Genomic DNA, 14,635 nt, shown 5'->3' with positions numbered 1-14,635 from the left:
GGTTTATTAATGCAGAATCTTAGTAATGTGTTTGATCCAAAAACAATTAAATTACTCAAAAAGCATGGGATTACTAAAGTACCTCAGGAAACCTCAGCCGATCGGGAGAAACGTATGAGGGATGATGACATTAAGGCAACTCAAGCATATTATCAGCATGACCGTAAAGAAACATTCAAGAGTTCCCTTATCGGTCAACCATCATCCCTACGGAAGACTTTTGAGGATTTCAATGTAACTAATAGCAAACAAGCTAGAGAGCTTTCAAAGGCTCAAAGTATTGCCAAGCGGATTGAAGAAGGCGAATGCCACCACTATACTTTCACGGGAGTACCCGGCAGTGGTAAAAGTATGTTAGCAATTGCGGTGTTGAATCAACTAAGAAGTACACATACTTGCTACTTTGTTGATTTTACAATGCTAATGTCGCTCGCCCACCGTTTTAAAGATGACAAGGCAATGAATGAAGTCAATAAGATTATGAGAGCTATTCAACTAGCCGACATTGTGGTACTTGATGACATAGGTTCAGATAGCTCGATGAAACGTACAGTTAGAGAATCTAATGACTTCACACAATCAAAGTTATTTGAGATAGCTCAATATCGTGATCATAAAACAACAATTATCACGACTAATCATACTGGTACAGAACTGGCACAGATTTATAATGACAAGTTAGTAAGCCGATTGTTCAGAACTGACGGAGGGAACAATGTTATTAAATTTGATAGTGAGGACTACCGCCGATATGTAAATTAATGCACAAAAAAAGTCATTCAAGAGAACTCGAACGACTGACGACTTACGTATGATGAATTTCACTTTAAGTATATCATACGGGGGGATTGATGGTATTGAGTATTTTACCGGCAATAGATAAAGCAGCAACCATACAGAATGTTAGAGAATTCTTTTATAAAGACTTTCCACGGTTAGTAGCACAGTCACATATCAATTTAAGCTATATCCAATCCCCTAATTTTAATCGTACTGGCAATAAGGACAATGTCAGGAATACTCAAGAGGATCAAGCCATTACGCAAATCAATGCTAAAGATATTGTTATTGAAACCATGCGGATAATTAATAACTTTCCCAAAGAGTATAAAGTTATTATTAAGTCTGGTTTCATCAATAATCAAACAAATTTAGATATGTGTGATCTTATCGGTTGTGGAAGTACAAAGTTGAATCAACTTAAAAAGAACGCACTCGTATATTTTGCGGATGCTTTTACCTATATTGACTTGCACGTATATAAAGATGTCACAGGCAATGAGGTAGAGCAATGAAGCTTATGCCGGACATTAACAAGAAAAAAACGTATGTCAGTGTTAGAAAGTATTTTGAAAAAGACTTTCAAAGGTTTGTATTAATGGCTGGTTATAGCATGTTAGAAGTTCAATCGCCGCGGTTTAGTGTTACACCAACAAGTCATAATAACAGCGGTAACGGGCAAGAAAATAAGATCATAGGTCATTTTGAAGCTCAAGAAATTGTAAAAACTACGATCAAGTCAATTAACAGTTGTCCCGATCCAAGCAATAAAATTTTGATAAACGTTTATATAAAACAAATGATGAACGTAGATGTTCAGGACTTACTAGGTTATGGACACGCTCAGTTTAACGTATTAAAAAATAGAGCCTTTTTGAATTTTGCGGATGCTTTCATGAATGTAACTGACTTACATGTATATGAGGATCAGCATTGATGGATTAAGGCTATGAGGAGTAATGATAATGCTTAAAGATGTTACATTAAATGGGAATGAATTTAGTAAAGGAATGCTTAAATCAATTGATGTATTCAATGGCTTATCAACAATGAGTACAACGTTACGATCATTAGATGATGCGGTAACAATAAACGACCCCGAATTGATGAAAATGATAAGCCCTGATTTTGATAAGTTAATGAATATTACTACTGATTTAAATAAAGATATTCAAGAAATTCAAAGGGTATTAATAGATGCAGATAAAAGAGCTGGCAACCCGTGGGAAAATATGGCAGATCAAAAAACCGTTAAAACATTTTGGACTCCTTCGGACAAATCGGACACCCTAAAGGAAAAATAAATTATTATTTTATTACCTTGATGTCTTTTATCCCGCCTCAAGGGCAGATAAGGCAGCCCCTAAAAAGGAATATTACCGATTGGATAACTTTAATCCAATGTCAGATATGTCAGACCCTAAAGAATTGATATTCTTTTAATTAATCCTTAAACATTACTTTACATTACATTACGTGATACAATATCAATGTAATAAAAAAAGAGGGATGCTATGAACATCCCCCAGATAGCCCGTTTAAGACGGTGACATAATTATATTTTAGATTAGTAGACCGATTAACTTGCCAAAGTAATCAGCGGTCTACTTTTTTAATGTCCTGATGAGTACACGCCACGCTTTTACTAGTAAAATCATAGACCCTAGCAAAATGGAACTTGCTAAGATGATACCTATAATTTTTACGATCAAAGACGTAACGACATCTAGACCCGTAGTAGGTTATCCCTTTCATTTTGATGTGATACGAGCTTAGGTAAATTACACCATAAGCATCACCAGCCTTTCAGAAATAGCCACCGCCCCAACTTGCTACCAATAATGATTATCTATTAAGCAATGATAATTTAATAGTCATATAGATAATTCTTAAGGTAAATTACAAATTGTTGCCCCTAAAATTATATATTCCGACATTTCCGACACCCTAAAGGGGTCATTAATATAATGCCCCCCGGCGGAACGAAACGTTACACCCTTTTAAAACACAATTATTTAAAATAAACAGATAAATAACGAAACCTGTACCGATCGGATCCAACTATAAAACTTGTTAAAACCTGTCATAACCCTACTTAAAAGTTAAGTAATGTTAAGTTGCTTGATACTAAGGGCAAATTAAAAGGGAGACATAATATACGCCTCCCTAATACAGTACTGTTTTAGGACGTCACACTGTTACAAAAAATTACTACATATTACTACTGTTGTAACCGACAATATGGCGGATATGAATATTAAATTTTTGTTAGCGATTGTTAGCAAAATCATGATGGAATACAACAAAAAGGGGTGCACCCTAAAACAGTGATTAAATTGCCGCTCAAAAGCTTGTCAATATAGCATTTTATTACTTAATAATATTGATTTTTTCAACCTAGTAAAACCTAGTACTATGTTAGCAATTGTTAGCATCTATATACTGGCCGGTATGTATTTCTAATCAGCCGGAATTTAGGCCGATCAGAATGTTATGTATGACATCCCTATATTGATGAAACATAAAGTAATGTGATTAATTATTGAACTGATACACAGGATGCACCTATGAAATGTATAAATAATGATTATGATAAGCTGACTAGGAATTTTGCCGACTCAGGTCAAAATAAAAAGCCACCACATTAAATGTGATGACCAACGCCCGCCCAGTAATTTTGTTTTTGTTGTAATTGACTACCAAATTGACTACCATAAAGATGTCATAAGCTGATTCTTAAAAGTATCAAGAAAAATAAAAAACCAGTTATACCAGTGCTTTAAGCACTTAATATAACTGGTTAAATGTTATTCGATGGGTGGCCAGGGGATCGAACCCTGGACCCACGGATTAAGAGTCCGTTGCTCTGCCAGCTGAGCTAGCCACCCATTTGTTAGATGTGTTGTATCAATCAACGAGATATATAATACCATACAGACAAAATGTGAAGCAAGTACTTTTTTAATAAAATTTTTATTTTTTTAAGTTACGATTATGTTGATTTTGTTTTAATAGCATATAACTAGTATAATAATCACGTCAAGGAGAGATAATATGGCAAAAAAAATTCTAGTAGTAGATGATGAAAAGCCAATTTCTGATATTGTTAAATACAATTTGGAAAATGAAGGCTACGAAGTCATAACAGCTTTTGACGGTCAAGAGGCACTTGATAAGGTAGAGGAAGATGATCCTGATCTGATTCTACTGGATTTGATGCTTCCGGTAATTGATGGGTTGGAAGTAGCTAGAACTGTAAGAAAAACTAAAGATACACCGATTATTATGTTGACCGCTAAAGATACTGAGATTGATAAGGTTATTGGTTTGGAGCTTGGTGCTGATGACTATGTGACCAAACCATTTTCTAACCGTGAATTAGTTGCTCGTGTGAAGGCTCGTTTAAGAACACAAAGAAATGTGCAAAATGACGAAAGCAAGAATAGCGAAATCAAGATTGGTGATTTGACTATTCTTCCTGATGCTTATACGGTAACAAAAAATGGTAAAGAAATTGAATTGACTCATCGTGAGTTTGAACTATTGTATTATCTAGCTCAGCACATTGGTCAAGTAATGAAACGTGAACATTTACTTCAAACAGTTTGGGGCTATGACTATTTCGGAGATGTTAGAACTGTGGACGTTACGGTCCGTCGTCTTCGTGAAAAAATTGAAAATAATCCTAGTCAGCCAGAATGGCTAATGACTAGACGTGGCGTGGGTTACTACCTCAGAGATCCTGATGCAGAAGCCTAGTCGTATTTGAACTGACTCGTAGTAGGAGTCAGTTTTTTTGTTATCTCGAAAGCTGTATAATAAAAACTAATTGATTACATTTTATAGGTGGAAATATTTTGAAAAATAGATTCGTGTTTTTACATTCGATTAACTTCAAAATCGGATTGTCTTTTATTTTAATTCTTATCGTCACAATCGAAATAATTGGGGCTTATTTCGTGCAGAGACTTGAGGAACAGAATGTCTCAGATTTCGAAAACTCAATTGTAGTCCCAGCATATACGTTGAATCAAATTTCTGATAATTTGAATGATAATGACAGTGCCACGCGTGATAATATTAGCAACGTTATCCAAGATTATGCGCGCAATAATTCAGATATCACTGATATTCAAATCGTAGACCGTAACGGCATCATCGTTGGGACTAAGGACGTCGACAAGTCTTCATTAATCGGTACTAAGACAATGAAGAACCAGATCAAGCAAAGTATTAGTAATGGTAAGAAGATTACGCAGATTTACTATGACAAAGGGACTGGTAGTTCTTATGAATCAGTTTCACCAGTTTCATCGCCAGATAATAGTTCGATCGTTGGTGCAGTTTATGTCCGTGCTAGCATGGAATCTGTATACACGGGTATAAATAATATTATTGTTATTTTTCTTACTGCATCTCTAGTAGCCGGTTTATTGGGCGCAGTCATTGCTATTTTCATTTCACGTGCAATTACCCGACCAATCGATGAAATGAAGCAACAGGCCGTTAGAATGGCTGAGGGAGACTACTCTGGACAAGTCCGTGTCTATTCTCCTGATGAGTTGGGACAATTGGCTATGGCAGTTAATGATCTATCGGTCAAAGTTGAAGAAGCGACGGAAAATTCGGAATCTGAACGACGAAGACTGGACAGTGTGCTGACACAAATGTCCGATGGTGTTATTGCTACAAATAGATTGGGTAATATTACCGTTATTAATGAAATGGCACAGGAATTTTTGAACAAGGATGAAGAAGAAGCTGATGGTAAATCATTAGTTGAAGTTCTCGGTATCGACGACAAAATCACTTTTGATGAATTGTTGGAGAACCCTGATCCAATGGTGATCGAAACTAGTGATGGTCCAGATGAAGAATACGATGAGAATGATGATAACTCATTGATCTTGAACGCTGACTTCTCGTTGATTCAAAGAAATAGTGGTTTTATCAGTGGTATGGTTTGTGTTCTACATGATGTCACTGAACAACAGAAGATCGATAGTGAACGTCGTCAATTCGTTTCGAATGTTTCACATGAGCTTCGTACACCATTAACGAGTATCAGTAGTTATATTGATGCGTTGAACAATGGTGCCTGGAAAGACCAAAAGCTAGCCCCACAATTCTTGAATGTTACAGCTGAAGAAACCGACCGAATGATCCGTATGATTCAAGATTTATTGAGTTTGTCACGTATGGATCAAGGACGTTCAAAATTGGATAAAGAATTAGTCAACTTCAATGAGTTCTTCTCTTATATACTGGACAGATTCGATATGATGTTGAAAAAGGAAAAGGCCGATGCTAAGGAAGATGACACGAAGGTCGTTAAGAATTATCGCATTAAGCGTATCTTCACGAACAAGGACCTTTGGGTCGAATTAGATACTGATAAGATGACACAGGTTATGGATAACATTATGAATAATGCTATCAAATACTCCCCAGATGGTGGCGTTATAACGTGTCGCTTGCTGGAGACTAATAAGCATATCATCATTAGTATTTCAGATGAAGGCTTGGGTATTCCCAGAAAGGATATCAAGAAAGTCTTCGAGAGATTTTATCGAGTTGATAAGGCTAGATCACGTAAGCAAGGTGGTACAGGTCTAGGATTATCTATCTCCAAAGAAATCGTTGAGCAGCACAAAGGTAGAATTTGGGTAAATAGTGCTGAAGGTAAGGGGTCAACATTCTACATCTCCTTGCCATTTGATCCTAATGAGACGGGAGGAGAATGGGATGAAATTTAGTCGATTAATCGTACAGATCCTACTAGTGATAGCAGTTATCACCAGTATTGTCCTATCCTTCTATATTTGGACTAATACCGCTCGCTATCAAGCGGGTAGAAATATTGATGTTACCACGACTGATACTGATAAGAATAAGATTCCAATTGATCAAGTCATCAGTCCAACTCAAGTTATTTGGCAAGATGGTACTGATCAACGCTTGATTTATAATAATGAAGAAAATATTTCGATGAGTATTCAAAAAGTTATGAAAGACTGGAATGTTGGTGAACCTAAACAAATCTTCAAAAAAGACGGAGCCAAATATCAAAAGATGATCCAACAAGAGAATGCCGTTCAATTAGTCTATCCAACGGCGATCTCCGTTAAGACTTTAGGTTATTTATTAGATAGTACGGCTTTGAGACAAGCCAAAGATTATTCATTTAATCGGATAATCTTCACACTGAAGAATAAAAAGGATAATTATATTTATCTCGCTAATGATAGTAATTATGCAGTCTATCGTGCCAAGGTTAAGAGCGCTTCATCAGAACCAATCTTGAAGTTAGCACGGAAGACAAATATTGACTTAAAGGTACGTTTGAATCTTTTGAAACACGGTGTATTTACGTTCTATACGGAACCAATTAAGATGAGAACTTATTCGTATGTTATGAGTGGTAAGAAGGATTCTGAATATACAACGGCCCTGTTTGATTCAAATAGTGATGATTTAGTTACATCACAAGCTGAAAATGTTTATACCTATAATTATGGTGAGACTAAGCGTCTGATTTCTGATCACGATAAAGGTGAATTGACCTTCTATGATTATACGGATACCTCGGTACCAAAGGATAGATTGTCGTTTTTCCAACGTGGTTATAACAAAGCGGTCAATTTGCAAAATTCAGTTTCCAACTTGCGTTTGTATAATGCTGATTGGAGCACAAAGGAATTGACATACCGTGAGTATGTTGAAGGATTCCCAATTTTTAAGAAGAGTCAATTTGGTTCGATCAAAATCAAGTTTAGTCGTAACGGGACCACGGAGTACTTCCTGAATAAAGTTCTAGAAGTTCCGGTTCCGTCAGATCAGTCAGCTACGACTCTGAAATCAACTACAAATATCTTAAAGGGAATGGAAAAGGCTGGTTATTCACCTAATGATATTCAAGATATTGAAGTGGGATATCAATGGGAAAGTGAAGCTGATAACGAAGACGTTATCGACCTTACACCAACTTATTACATTAGAATAGGTAGTCATTGGAAGACATACAGCGACTGGACAAATGAGTCTGCAGAGGAGGAATAGCAAATGGATTTTAGAAGAATTGAAATCATTTTTTTGATTGTCTTCTTTTCACTGGATATTTGGTTGCTGTTCTCATTCCGCAATGGTCAACAGATCGTATCCAGCAGTAATACAACAACTTCGACAGTAGCCGATATGCGTAAGCGTGATATTAGTTTTGGAAAATTAGATTCTAAAACAGGAACTGCTTACTATCTGGGCTCACGTCCCAATAGTTCTTTGGCTAATAATGTCAATCGTTTGAGAGATCAATCAGTTCAATATGATTCCACTGATCACAAACTTGATAGTTCATTGAATGACCCTATTTCAATTACCAAGTCTAATAGGAAAGAAAAATTAAATAGTTTTTTGAAGAAAGAAGCAAATGTCTTATTTGGTTCTAAATATAAGTATGCGCCGCAATTGTCGACCTCTTCTCAAATTGTCTATGCCCAGACTGATGATGTCGGAGAGTTGTATGACAAGTCCGGCCGTGTTACATTTGACGTTGAAAATAAAAAGGTTGTCGGTTATACCCAAACTTACGTGAATGATTTAATGATCCTGCACGAAAAGGAAACCACAAAGAGTGAAAAGGATATTATTTCGAGTCTGTATACTAATTCAGAGATTCCAAATAATTCCAAAATCACATACGCAAACTTGGCATATGCTAAACTTACGGAGGCCAAGGGCAGTACGATCTATATACCAGTTTGGTTCGTGACGATTCAGAACAAGGACAGTAAGGTCAATTCTCTGAAGAAGGTCAATGCGTTTACTGGTAATATTATTAAAAGTTCAACAACGACAGCAACAACAGGAGACGAAGATAGTGAGTGATGATTTAAAGGTAAGTGTTTTAGTCAGCAGCAGTTCAGGTAATGTGACTTATATCGAGACACCTAAGCATCATGTTTTGGTTGATGCAGGGATGTCAGGTAAGAAGATCAAGGAGTCACTTGAGAGTATCGGAAAGGATATCAATGACATTGATTCTCTTTTTGTAACGCATGAACATTCGGATCATGTCAAAGGCGTCGGAGTTTTGGCACGACGTTATGATTTGAATGTCTATGCTAACAAGAAGACTTGGGCAGCGATGGCATCAAAAATCGGTAAAGTTCCTGAAGAAAAGAAGAATGTTTTTGAACACAACAAAGTTCTGACTTTGGACGACCTTGATATTCAAAGTTTCGCTGTATCTCATGACGCTGCCGATCCACAATTCTATAAGTTCTACCATAATGGTAAGGAATTTGTGATTTTGACTGACACTGGATATGTCTCAGAAAAAGTTGCTAAGACGATCGAGAACGCTGATGGATACTTGATGGAGTGTAATCACGATATTGAAATGTTGCGTGATGGGATGTATCCATGGCCATTGAAGCAACGTATCCTCAGTGAGAAGGGTCACTTGTCAAATGACGATGGTGCTAGAACCATTATGGATGTCATTGGCAACAAGACTAAGGAGATTTACTTAGGACACTTGAGTCCTGAGAATAATACGAAAAAGATTGCTCGTGATTCTGTAACTGAGATTTTGGAGCAGCACGATTTTGGAGTTGGACATGATTTTCAGATCATGGATACTGACCCCAAAATCGCTGATCCGCTGATAACTTTATAAATTTGACTGAGATTACTATAATAGAGACTGTGATGGCCTCTATTTTTTTGTACACTTTTTTTACAATAATTCTTCATAATTTTTTCAAAATTTAAGGTTATATTAAGTATAGTGATAAGTGGGGAAGTGATTACGTAATGGATAATAATAATCAAAATGATTCTAGAATGAATAATGGAAAGAAGCGAGATTCTAAGGTGAAATCAGGAAATTCTTTGGTTAAAATTAGTATTGTTGCTTTTATTTCAGCAATGCTTGGTGTTGGAATTGCTTTTGCCGGATTTAGTTATTTTGGGAATGATAATGGTGTTGCCGATACGTCTTCAACTGGTGCTTCGGGTACCACGCAAGTAAGTAACACTAAGGCTAATACCGCTAATACCATGTCAGGTGCGTATAAGAAGGTTAATGGTGCGGTTGTTTCAGTCATCAACCTTCAAAAGCAAAAAGAACAGTCATCTAGTGATGGCAGTTTGAATTCAATCTTCGGTGATTTATTCGGAGATAGTGATACTGGCAGCAGTAATTCGTCTGATAGTAATTCAGACAATTCACAAAGCAGTGATAGCAATTCATCAGACAGTAATTCGAATGATAATTCTTCGTCATCATCATCTTCAAATTCTGCTGACTTACAGGAATACAGTGAAGGTTCTGGTGTGATCTATGCTAAACAAAACGGCAAAGGTTATATCGTAACTAACAACCACGTGGTTGAAGGCTCGGATTCACTTGAGGTCATCCTTGAAGATGGCACGAAGATGTCGGCTAAATTAGTTGGTAGTGATTCAACTACTGACCTGGCAGTGCTTGAGATTGCTGGAAACAAGGTTCCTGCCACGGCTTCATTTGGTAATTCAGATAATGTTTCACCTGGTGATCCCGTGATTGCTATTGGTTCACCACTTGGCAGCCAATACGCCACAACCGTTACACAAGGGATTATTTCGGCTACGAATAGAACTGTTCAAACTCAAGATCAAAACACCGGACAAGTTACTGGTGAGGCAACAGTTCTTCAAACAGATGCCGCCATTAATCCTGGTAACTCTGGTGGTCCATTAGTTAATGAAGCTGGACAAATCATTGGGATAAACTCAATGAAACTAGCGTCAAATACGGATGGGACTTCAGTTGAAGGGATGGGATTTGCCATTCCAAGTAATGAAGTTGTGAAGATCATCAATCAATTAGTACAAAATGGAAAAGTCGAACGTCCATCATTAGGTGTTAAGGTTATTGATCTTGACCAAATAACTGATGATTCTCAATCAAGCTTGAAGCTTCCAAGTAACATTACCAAGGGTGTTGTTATCTACAGTACGACTGCAGGTTCTGTCGCTAAGAGCTCAGGTCTTAAGAAAAATGATGTTATTGTTAAATTGGGAAACAAAACAGTAAGTTCGGTTGCTGACTTACATAGTGCTTTGTATTCGCATTCAGTTGGTGACACTGTCAGCGTTCAATATTACCGTAACGGTAAGTTGAAGACATCTAAGGTTCATTTAACCAAAAAAACTTCTGAATAAAATGACTTGTGGAACTAGTTAATACTAGTTCCACATTTTTTTTTGAACAATATATGCACAAATTGTATATATACTTCGTGTTTTTATCGAGTGAATTAAACAAGCTTTTCCACAGATGTGGATAACTTGTGTATAAGTGGATAAACTTTAGTAAAAACACTGTCGAAAAGTTATCCACAATCGGCTTTTTGCTTGTTGATAACCTCGGAAAGCTAATATAGAAGTATGCTCTAATGACTGGTATAATAGGTATCTGTTATGTTCCACACAAGTATACAAACTTTTTTATTTATGTGCATAAGTTGATTATAAATAAAATTCGTTTTTTGTCATTGTTCATTTTGTTAATAAATATATATGATATATATGAGGAGATAGTTATGAATATAAAATTAGTTACAGTCGGCAAATTAAAAGAAAAGTATTTAAAGGCTGGTATTGCTGAATACGCCAAGCGTTTGAGTGCCTTTTGTAAGTTTGAAATGGTTGAATGCCCAGATGAAAAAGCCCCCGAGAACTTGAGCGAGGCAGAGGATGCACACGTCAAAGATGTCGAGGGCGAAAGAATCTTATCTAAAATCAAAGATAAGGAATATGTTATTTTACTAGACTTGCGCGGGAAAGAATTAACTTCAGAAGAACTAGCTAAAAAAGTTGATGACCTATCCACATATGGTACAAGTGATATTACCTTTGTCATCGGAGGATCACTTGGAGTCAGTCCGGCAGTTACCAAGCGTGCTGATTATAGTATTTGTTTTGGTAAGTTTACTTTGCCACATCAGTTAATGCGTTTAGTAATGACTGAACAGATCTATCGTTCGTTCATGATTATTAACCATCGTACTTACCATAAGTAATTATAAATTTAATTTATAAATTCGTGAATTACGGTCGGGAAATTCATAATTGGCGGCCAATTTATCACGATTGATCAATTTAAATCCTTGTTTCTCGTAGAAATAGTGTGATCTCTGCTCACCTTCAGGTGTATCCAAAAAAATAGTTTCAAGGTTGACTTCATTTTTTGCATAATCAATAAATTGCTCATACAGTTTTTGTCCCAGTCTAACCGGATTTCCACGATATTTTGGATAAGTGAAGAATTTCTTTAATACACCATTTTTATTGTCCAATTTTAGCAAGCCGATGGATCCCACAGTTAAACCATTATCTTTTGCAATCCAAAAATTTCCACCAGTTGCTTGATAGTGCTCAGGAATTTCAAATACATCAGACTGTTCAATCATTTTTATATCCAAATGTGCTTCATCATTTTGGCAGAATTCAATTAAATCCACCAATCCAGCAAGGGTTTGTGGATTATTTTTGTAAGTTTCAATTTTCATATTTACATCTCCTAAGTGAATGATATAAGCTTAGCAAATAGATCTGTATAAGTTAAATTGATGTTATTGATGATATCAATCAATATTTTTAATGGAGGAACTGATGGAAATAAGACAGCTAATTACTTTCAGAACAATAGTGGACACTGGTAGTTATACAAAAACAGCGGAATTGTTGGGATATACACAATCCGCTGTATCTGCACAAGTTAAGGAGTTAGAGAATGAGCTCTCGGCCAAATTATTCGATTATAGTCACAGAAAAATTATTTTGTTGGATGCGGCTAAGCGTCTAATTCCATTAACTGAACAATTGTTAGATGATTATCAGGCTATTCAAAAAATTTCACAGACGGATACTTTGTCAGGAACCCTGAATATTGCAGCTCCAGAATCGTTGACGATTTACAAATTACCAAAGATTATTAGTGCATTCAAAAATTCGTATCCCGATGTTCAACTTCAAATTACCAATGCAAGTTGTAAGTTCAATCAGAAAAAATTGATCGATGGTGAGGCTGATGTGGCTTTTATGATGTGGCCGGAGATCCATTCTACGGTGCTAGTTGATTACGATTTAGGGTTACAAGATATGGTCTGTGTAGTTAGTGGAGCTGACAAAAAAGATTACGACGATATTGATTTCGTCAGTAAATTTCCATTCGTTATTAATGAACCGGACTGTAGCTATCGTAATCAATTTGAACGGACTTTGTGGAGTGAATTCCACCTCCGTCCGGATATCATGGAGCTTTGGAGTATCGGCGCAATCAAAAACGTTGTTGCAAGTGGGGTTGGGTACTCGTATTTACCTAAGGTGACTGTGGAACAAGAATTATCTGATGGCAGATTGCGTGAAATAAATTTTCCAATCAAAAATGAAATTCATGCTCACATGCTGATGCGGAAGAATTCACGTAAGCAAAAATTAGTTGAGTCGTTTGTTAGAGAAACTCTGAAATAAATCGATAAGGAGATTTTATTATGCCGTGGCTTTTTGTTTTGATCCCGGGAATGTTAGCTGGCTTAGTTCAAGGGCTGACTGGATTTGGTCCCGCCATTGTTTTGATGGTTTTTTTACCTAGTATTCTACCAATGGCCAAGGCTGCCGGAGTAGCGGGAATAATCCCTGTAGCTTCGGTTGTCATGATGGCAATTCATTATCGACATTATATTAAGTTCAAGCGGATAATCTGGCCGTTTATTTTGTATGCCGTCGTGGCATCGCTATCGATTCATTTAGGCGGCTTATTGGATGTTCATATTTCACGCGCTATGTTAGGCGGATTGTTGATAATATTGTCACTATATTTTTTGTTTTCAAAAAGTGGTGGACAAAAACAATTTCGACTTTATGTAGCAATCAGTTTCGTATTGATTTCAGGTTTCTTCAGCGGATTATTTGGAATTGGCGGACCCTTAATGGCATTATATTTCTTGTCTTTGTCATCAACGAAAGAAGAATATATGGCAACAGTTCAGATGTTTTTTGTTTTGGATATGTCTTACACATCATCGTTTAGAATTATTAATGGAATCATTGGTATTCACGAAATTCCCATTATTTTAATCGGCATAGTAGGAGCGATAATCGGCACATTTATCGCCAGTCGAATTTTGAATCACATGAACTTAGCGTTAGTCAGTAAGTGTATTTATACATTTATTGGTATGAGTGGTCTTTATTATCTAATAACGTCTCTGCTAGTATTTATTTGAATTGATTTTCGTACATTGTGGGTAAATTATTTAGGAAGTTATTTCTAGCTTCGTCAGTCGTAACGTTGACCTGACCAAAGTGAATCCATTTATTATTTTGTGGATCGATACCAATGTCAGACAGAGTGCGGTTGATAAGAACACTCTGAATTGGATCACCAGATTCTGTTTTTAAATAGTCTTTGGTCACGGTCGAAGTAGTTATCACCGTGGCTTTTTTGATGTATGTTAATAATCCTCTCCAACCATTGTCTTCGTTGTAGGCGAAATCTTTTAGCATTGTTTTATCCAAGAATCCCTTGAGCATAGCGGGTAGATTATGCCACCAGATTGGGAAGATAAAGATCAATTCGTCGGAGTTAGAAATCATTTTTTGATATTTAGATACTAGTGGATCGGTTGCCTCGCCAGTACTGTATTTTTTGAGTTCAATTGGTGATAAAACTGGATTGAAGCTATCTTGATACAAATCTATTATTTGATATTCTTGTCTGTTTCGATCAAAATAATCAGCCATAGTTTTTAGAATTGCGTGGTTAAAACTGCCTTTATAGGGATGCGTGTAGATGATTGTTTTCATG

Annotated in this window: 16 protein-coding genes and 1 tRNA gene; 14 read left to right on the top strand and 3 right to left on the bottom strand. The window is 36.4% G+C overall.

Annotated elements, in window-relative coordinates; translation table 11 throughout:
- The first annotated feature begins 9 nt into the window (after nt 1-9).
- The 5 genes from EKM68_RS03960 (at nt 10) to EKM68_RS13845 (ending at nt 2,556) form a co-directional block, all read left to right on the top strand.
- Nucleotides 10-762 (top strand): ATP-binding protein, encoded by a 753-nt coding sequence (locus EKM68_RS03960; RefSeq protein ID WP_125588369.1) that lies wholly within the window; start codon nt 10-12, stop codon nt 760-762.
- A gap of 89 nt (nt 763-851) precedes the next feature.
- Nucleotides 852-1,295: an ArpU family phage packaging/lysis transcriptional regulator gene (locus EKM68_RS03955; protein WP_125588368.1), complete on the top strand. Its 444-nt coding sequence runs from the start codon at nt 852-854 to the stop codon at nt 1,293-1,295.
- On the top strand, nt 1,292-1,717 hold the full coding sequence (locus EKM68_RS03950; RefSeq protein ID WP_125588367.1) for an ArpU family phage packaging/lysis transcriptional regulator: 426 nt from the start codon (nt 1,292-1,294) through the stop codon (nt 1,715-1,717). The genes EKM68_RS03955 and EKM68_RS03950 overlap by 4 nt, the downstream gene beginning before the upstream one ends.
- 28 nt (nt 1,718-1,745) lie before the next feature.
- A complete protein-coding gene (locus EKM68_RS03945) occupies nt 1,746-2,084 on the top strand; it encodes a hypothetical protein (protein WP_125588366.1) in 339 nt (112 codons plus the stop codon).
- Nucleotides 2,085-2,403: 319 nt separating this feature from the next.
- Nucleotides 2,404-2,556: a hypothetical protein gene (locus EKM68_RS13845; protein WP_404810792.1), complete on the top strand. Its 153-nt coding sequence runs from the start codon at nt 2,404-2,406 to the stop codon at nt 2,554-2,556.
- Nucleotides 2,557-3,595: 1,039 nt separating this feature from the next.
- On the opposite strand, the gene EKM68_RS03940 is transcribed toward EKM68_RS13845, so the two are convergent.
- Nucleotides 3,596-3,668 (bottom strand) — tRNA-Lys (locus EKM68_RS03940).
- 166 nt (nt 3,669-3,834) lie between these two features.
- On the opposite strand from EKM68_RS03940, the gene yycF reads away from it, so the two are divergent.
- The 7 genes from yycF (at nt 3,835) to rlmH (ending at nt 11,846) form a co-directional block, all read left to right on the top strand.
- Nucleotides 3,835-4,539 carry a response regulator YycF gene (yycF, locus tag EKM68_RS03935; protein ID WP_125588365.1) on the top strand — a complete coding sequence of 235 codons (705 nt, stop codon included), beginning with the start codon at nt 3,835-3,837 and terminating at the stop codon, nt 4,537-4,539.
- 98 nt (nt 4,540-4,637) lie between these two features.
- Nucleotides 4,638-6,536 carry a cell wall metabolism sensor histidine kinase WalK gene (walK, locus tag EKM68_RS03930; RefSeq protein ID WP_125588364.1) on the top strand — a complete coding sequence of 633 codons (1,899 nt, stop codon included), beginning with the start codon at nt 4,638-4,640 and terminating at the stop codon, nt 6,534-6,536.
- The gene (locus tag EKM68_RS03925) at nt 6,526-7,839 is read left to right on the top strand and encodes a YycH family regulatory protein (RefSeq protein WP_125588363.1); all 1,314 of its coding nucleotides are present in this window, start codon (nt 6,526-6,528) and stop codon (nt 7,837-7,839) included. Before walK ends, EKM68_RS03925 begins: the two co-directional genes overlap by 11 nt.
- Before the next feature lie 3 nt (nt 7,840-7,842).
- Entirely contained in the window at nt 7,843-8,664 is an 822-nt protein-coding gene (locus EKM68_RS03920) for a two-component system regulatory protein YycI (protein WP_125588362.1), read from the top strand.
- A complete protein-coding gene (locus tag EKM68_RS03915) occupies nt 8,657-9,457 on the top strand; it encodes an MBL fold metallo-hydrolase (protein ID WP_404810791.1) in 801 nt (266 codons plus the stop codon). The genes EKM68_RS03920 and EKM68_RS03915 overlap by 8 nt, the downstream gene beginning before the upstream one ends.
- A gap of 137 nt (nt 9,458-9,594) precedes the next feature.
- On the top strand, nt 9,595-10,986 hold the full coding sequence (locus tag EKM68_RS03910) for a S1C family serine protease (RefSeq protein ID WP_125588361.1): 1,392 nt from the start codon (nt 9,595-9,597) through the stop codon (nt 10,984-10,986).
- A gap of 380 nt (nt 10,987-11,366) precedes the next feature.
- Nucleotides 11,367-11,846, top strand: a complete 480-nt coding sequence (gene rlmH / locus EKM68_RS03905; protein WP_125588360.1) for a 23S rRNA (pseudouridine(1915)-N(3))-methyltransferase RlmH — start codon at nt 11,367-11,369, stop codon at nt 11,844-11,846.
- Here the strand turns inward: rlmH and EKM68_RS03900 are convergent, their stop codons facing one another.
- Nucleotides 11,847-12,335: a GNAT family N-acetyltransferase gene (locus tag EKM68_RS03900; protein ID WP_125588359.1), complete on the bottom strand. Its 489-nt coding sequence runs from the start codon at nt 12,333-12,335 to the stop codon at nt 11,847-11,849.
- Nucleotides 12,336-12,438: 103 nt separating this feature from the next.
- On the opposite strand from EKM68_RS03900, the gene EKM68_RS03895 reads away from it, so the two are divergent.
- Together EKM68_RS03895 and EKM68_RS03890 are read left to right on the top strand one after the other, a co-directional pair.
- Nucleotides 12,439-13,299 (top strand): LysR family transcriptional regulator, encoded by an 861-nt coding sequence (locus tag EKM68_RS03895; protein WP_164509346.1) that lies wholly within the window; start codon nt 12,439-12,441, stop codon nt 13,297-13,299.
- A gap of 20 nt (nt 13,300-13,319) precedes the next feature.
- A complete protein-coding gene (locus EKM68_RS03890) occupies nt 13,320-14,054 on the top strand; it encodes a sulfite exporter TauE/SafE family protein (protein WP_191987369.1) in 735 nt (244 codons plus the stop codon).
- Here EKM68_RS03890 and EKM68_RS03885 read toward each other — a convergent pair.
- Nucleotides 14,047-14,634, bottom strand: a complete 588-nt coding sequence (locus tag EKM68_RS03885; protein ID WP_125588356.1) for an NAD(P)H-dependent oxidoreductase — start codon at nt 14,632-14,634, stop codon at nt 14,047-14,049. The two genes, EKM68_RS03890 and EKM68_RS03885, sit on opposite strands and share 8 nt — an antisense overlap.
- Nucleotide 14,635 lies beyond the last annotated feature (1 nt).

This window comes from Companilactobacillus jidongensis, from assembly GCF_003946575.1.
Lineage (GTDB): Bacteria > Bacillota > Bacilli > Lactobacillales > Lactobacillaceae > Companilactobacillus > Companilactobacillus jidongensis.
Note: the sequence above shows the minus strand (reverse complement) of the source record. Positions and strands in the feature narration are given on the sequence as shown.

Excerpts from the sequence above, each read along its gene's own strand:
- EKM68_RS03920 (WP_125588362.1), top strand. The coding sequence starts at position 7,843 with ATGGATTTTAGAAGAATTGAAATCATTTTTTTGATTGTCTTCTTTTCA.
- EKM68_RS03945 (WP_125588366.1), top strand. The coding sequence starts at position 1,746 with ATGCTTAAAGATGTTACATTAAATGGGAATGAATTTAGTAAAGGAATG.
- yycF (WP_125588365.1), top strand. The coding sequence starts at position 3,835 with ATGGCAAAAAAAATTCTAGTAGTAGATGATGAAAAGCCAATTTCTGAT.
- EKM68_RS03955 (WP_125588368.1), top strand. The coding sequence starts at position 852 with ATGGTATTGAGTATTTTACCGGCAATAGATAAAGCAGCAACCATACAG.
- EKM68_RS03950 (WP_125588367.1), top strand. The coding sequence starts at position 1,292 with ATGAAGCTTATGCCGGACATTAACAAGAAAAAAACGTATGTCAGTGTT.
- EKM68_RS03900 (WP_125588359.1), bottom strand. The coding sequence starts at position 12,335 with ATGAAAATTGAAACTTACAAAAATAATCCACAAACCCTTGCTGGATTG.
- EKM68_RS03910 (WP_125588361.1), top strand. The coding sequence starts at position 9,595 with ATGGATAATAATAATCAAAATGATTCTAGAATGAATAATGGAAAGAAG.
- EKM68_RS13845 (WP_404810792.1), top strand. The coding sequence starts at position 2,404 with ATGAGTACACGCCACGCTTTTACTAGTAAAATCATAGACCCTAGCAAA.
- EKM68_RS03885 (WP_125588356.1), bottom strand. The coding sequence starts at position 14,634 with ATGAAAACAATCATCTACACGCATCCCTATAAAGGCAGTTTTAACCAC.
- rlmH (WP_125588360.1), top strand. The coding sequence starts at position 11,367 with ATGAATATAAAATTAGTTACAGTCGGCAAATTAAAAGAAAAGTATTTA.
- EKM68_RS03895 (WP_164509346.1), top strand. The coding sequence starts at position 12,439 with ATGGAAATAAGACAGCTAATTACTTTCAGAACAATAGTGGACACTGGT.
- EKM68_RS03925 (WP_125588363.1), top strand. The coding sequence starts at position 6,526 with ATGAAATTTAGTCGATTAATCGTACAGATCCTACTAGTGATAGCAGTT.
- EKM68_RS03960 (WP_125588369.1), top strand. The coding sequence starts at position 10 with ATGCAGAATCTTAGTAATGTGTTTGATCCAAAAACAATTAAATTACTC.
- EKM68_RS03890 (WP_191987369.1), top strand. The coding sequence starts at position 13,320 with ATGCCGTGGCTTTTTGTTTTGATCCCGGGAATGTTAGCTGGCTTAGTT.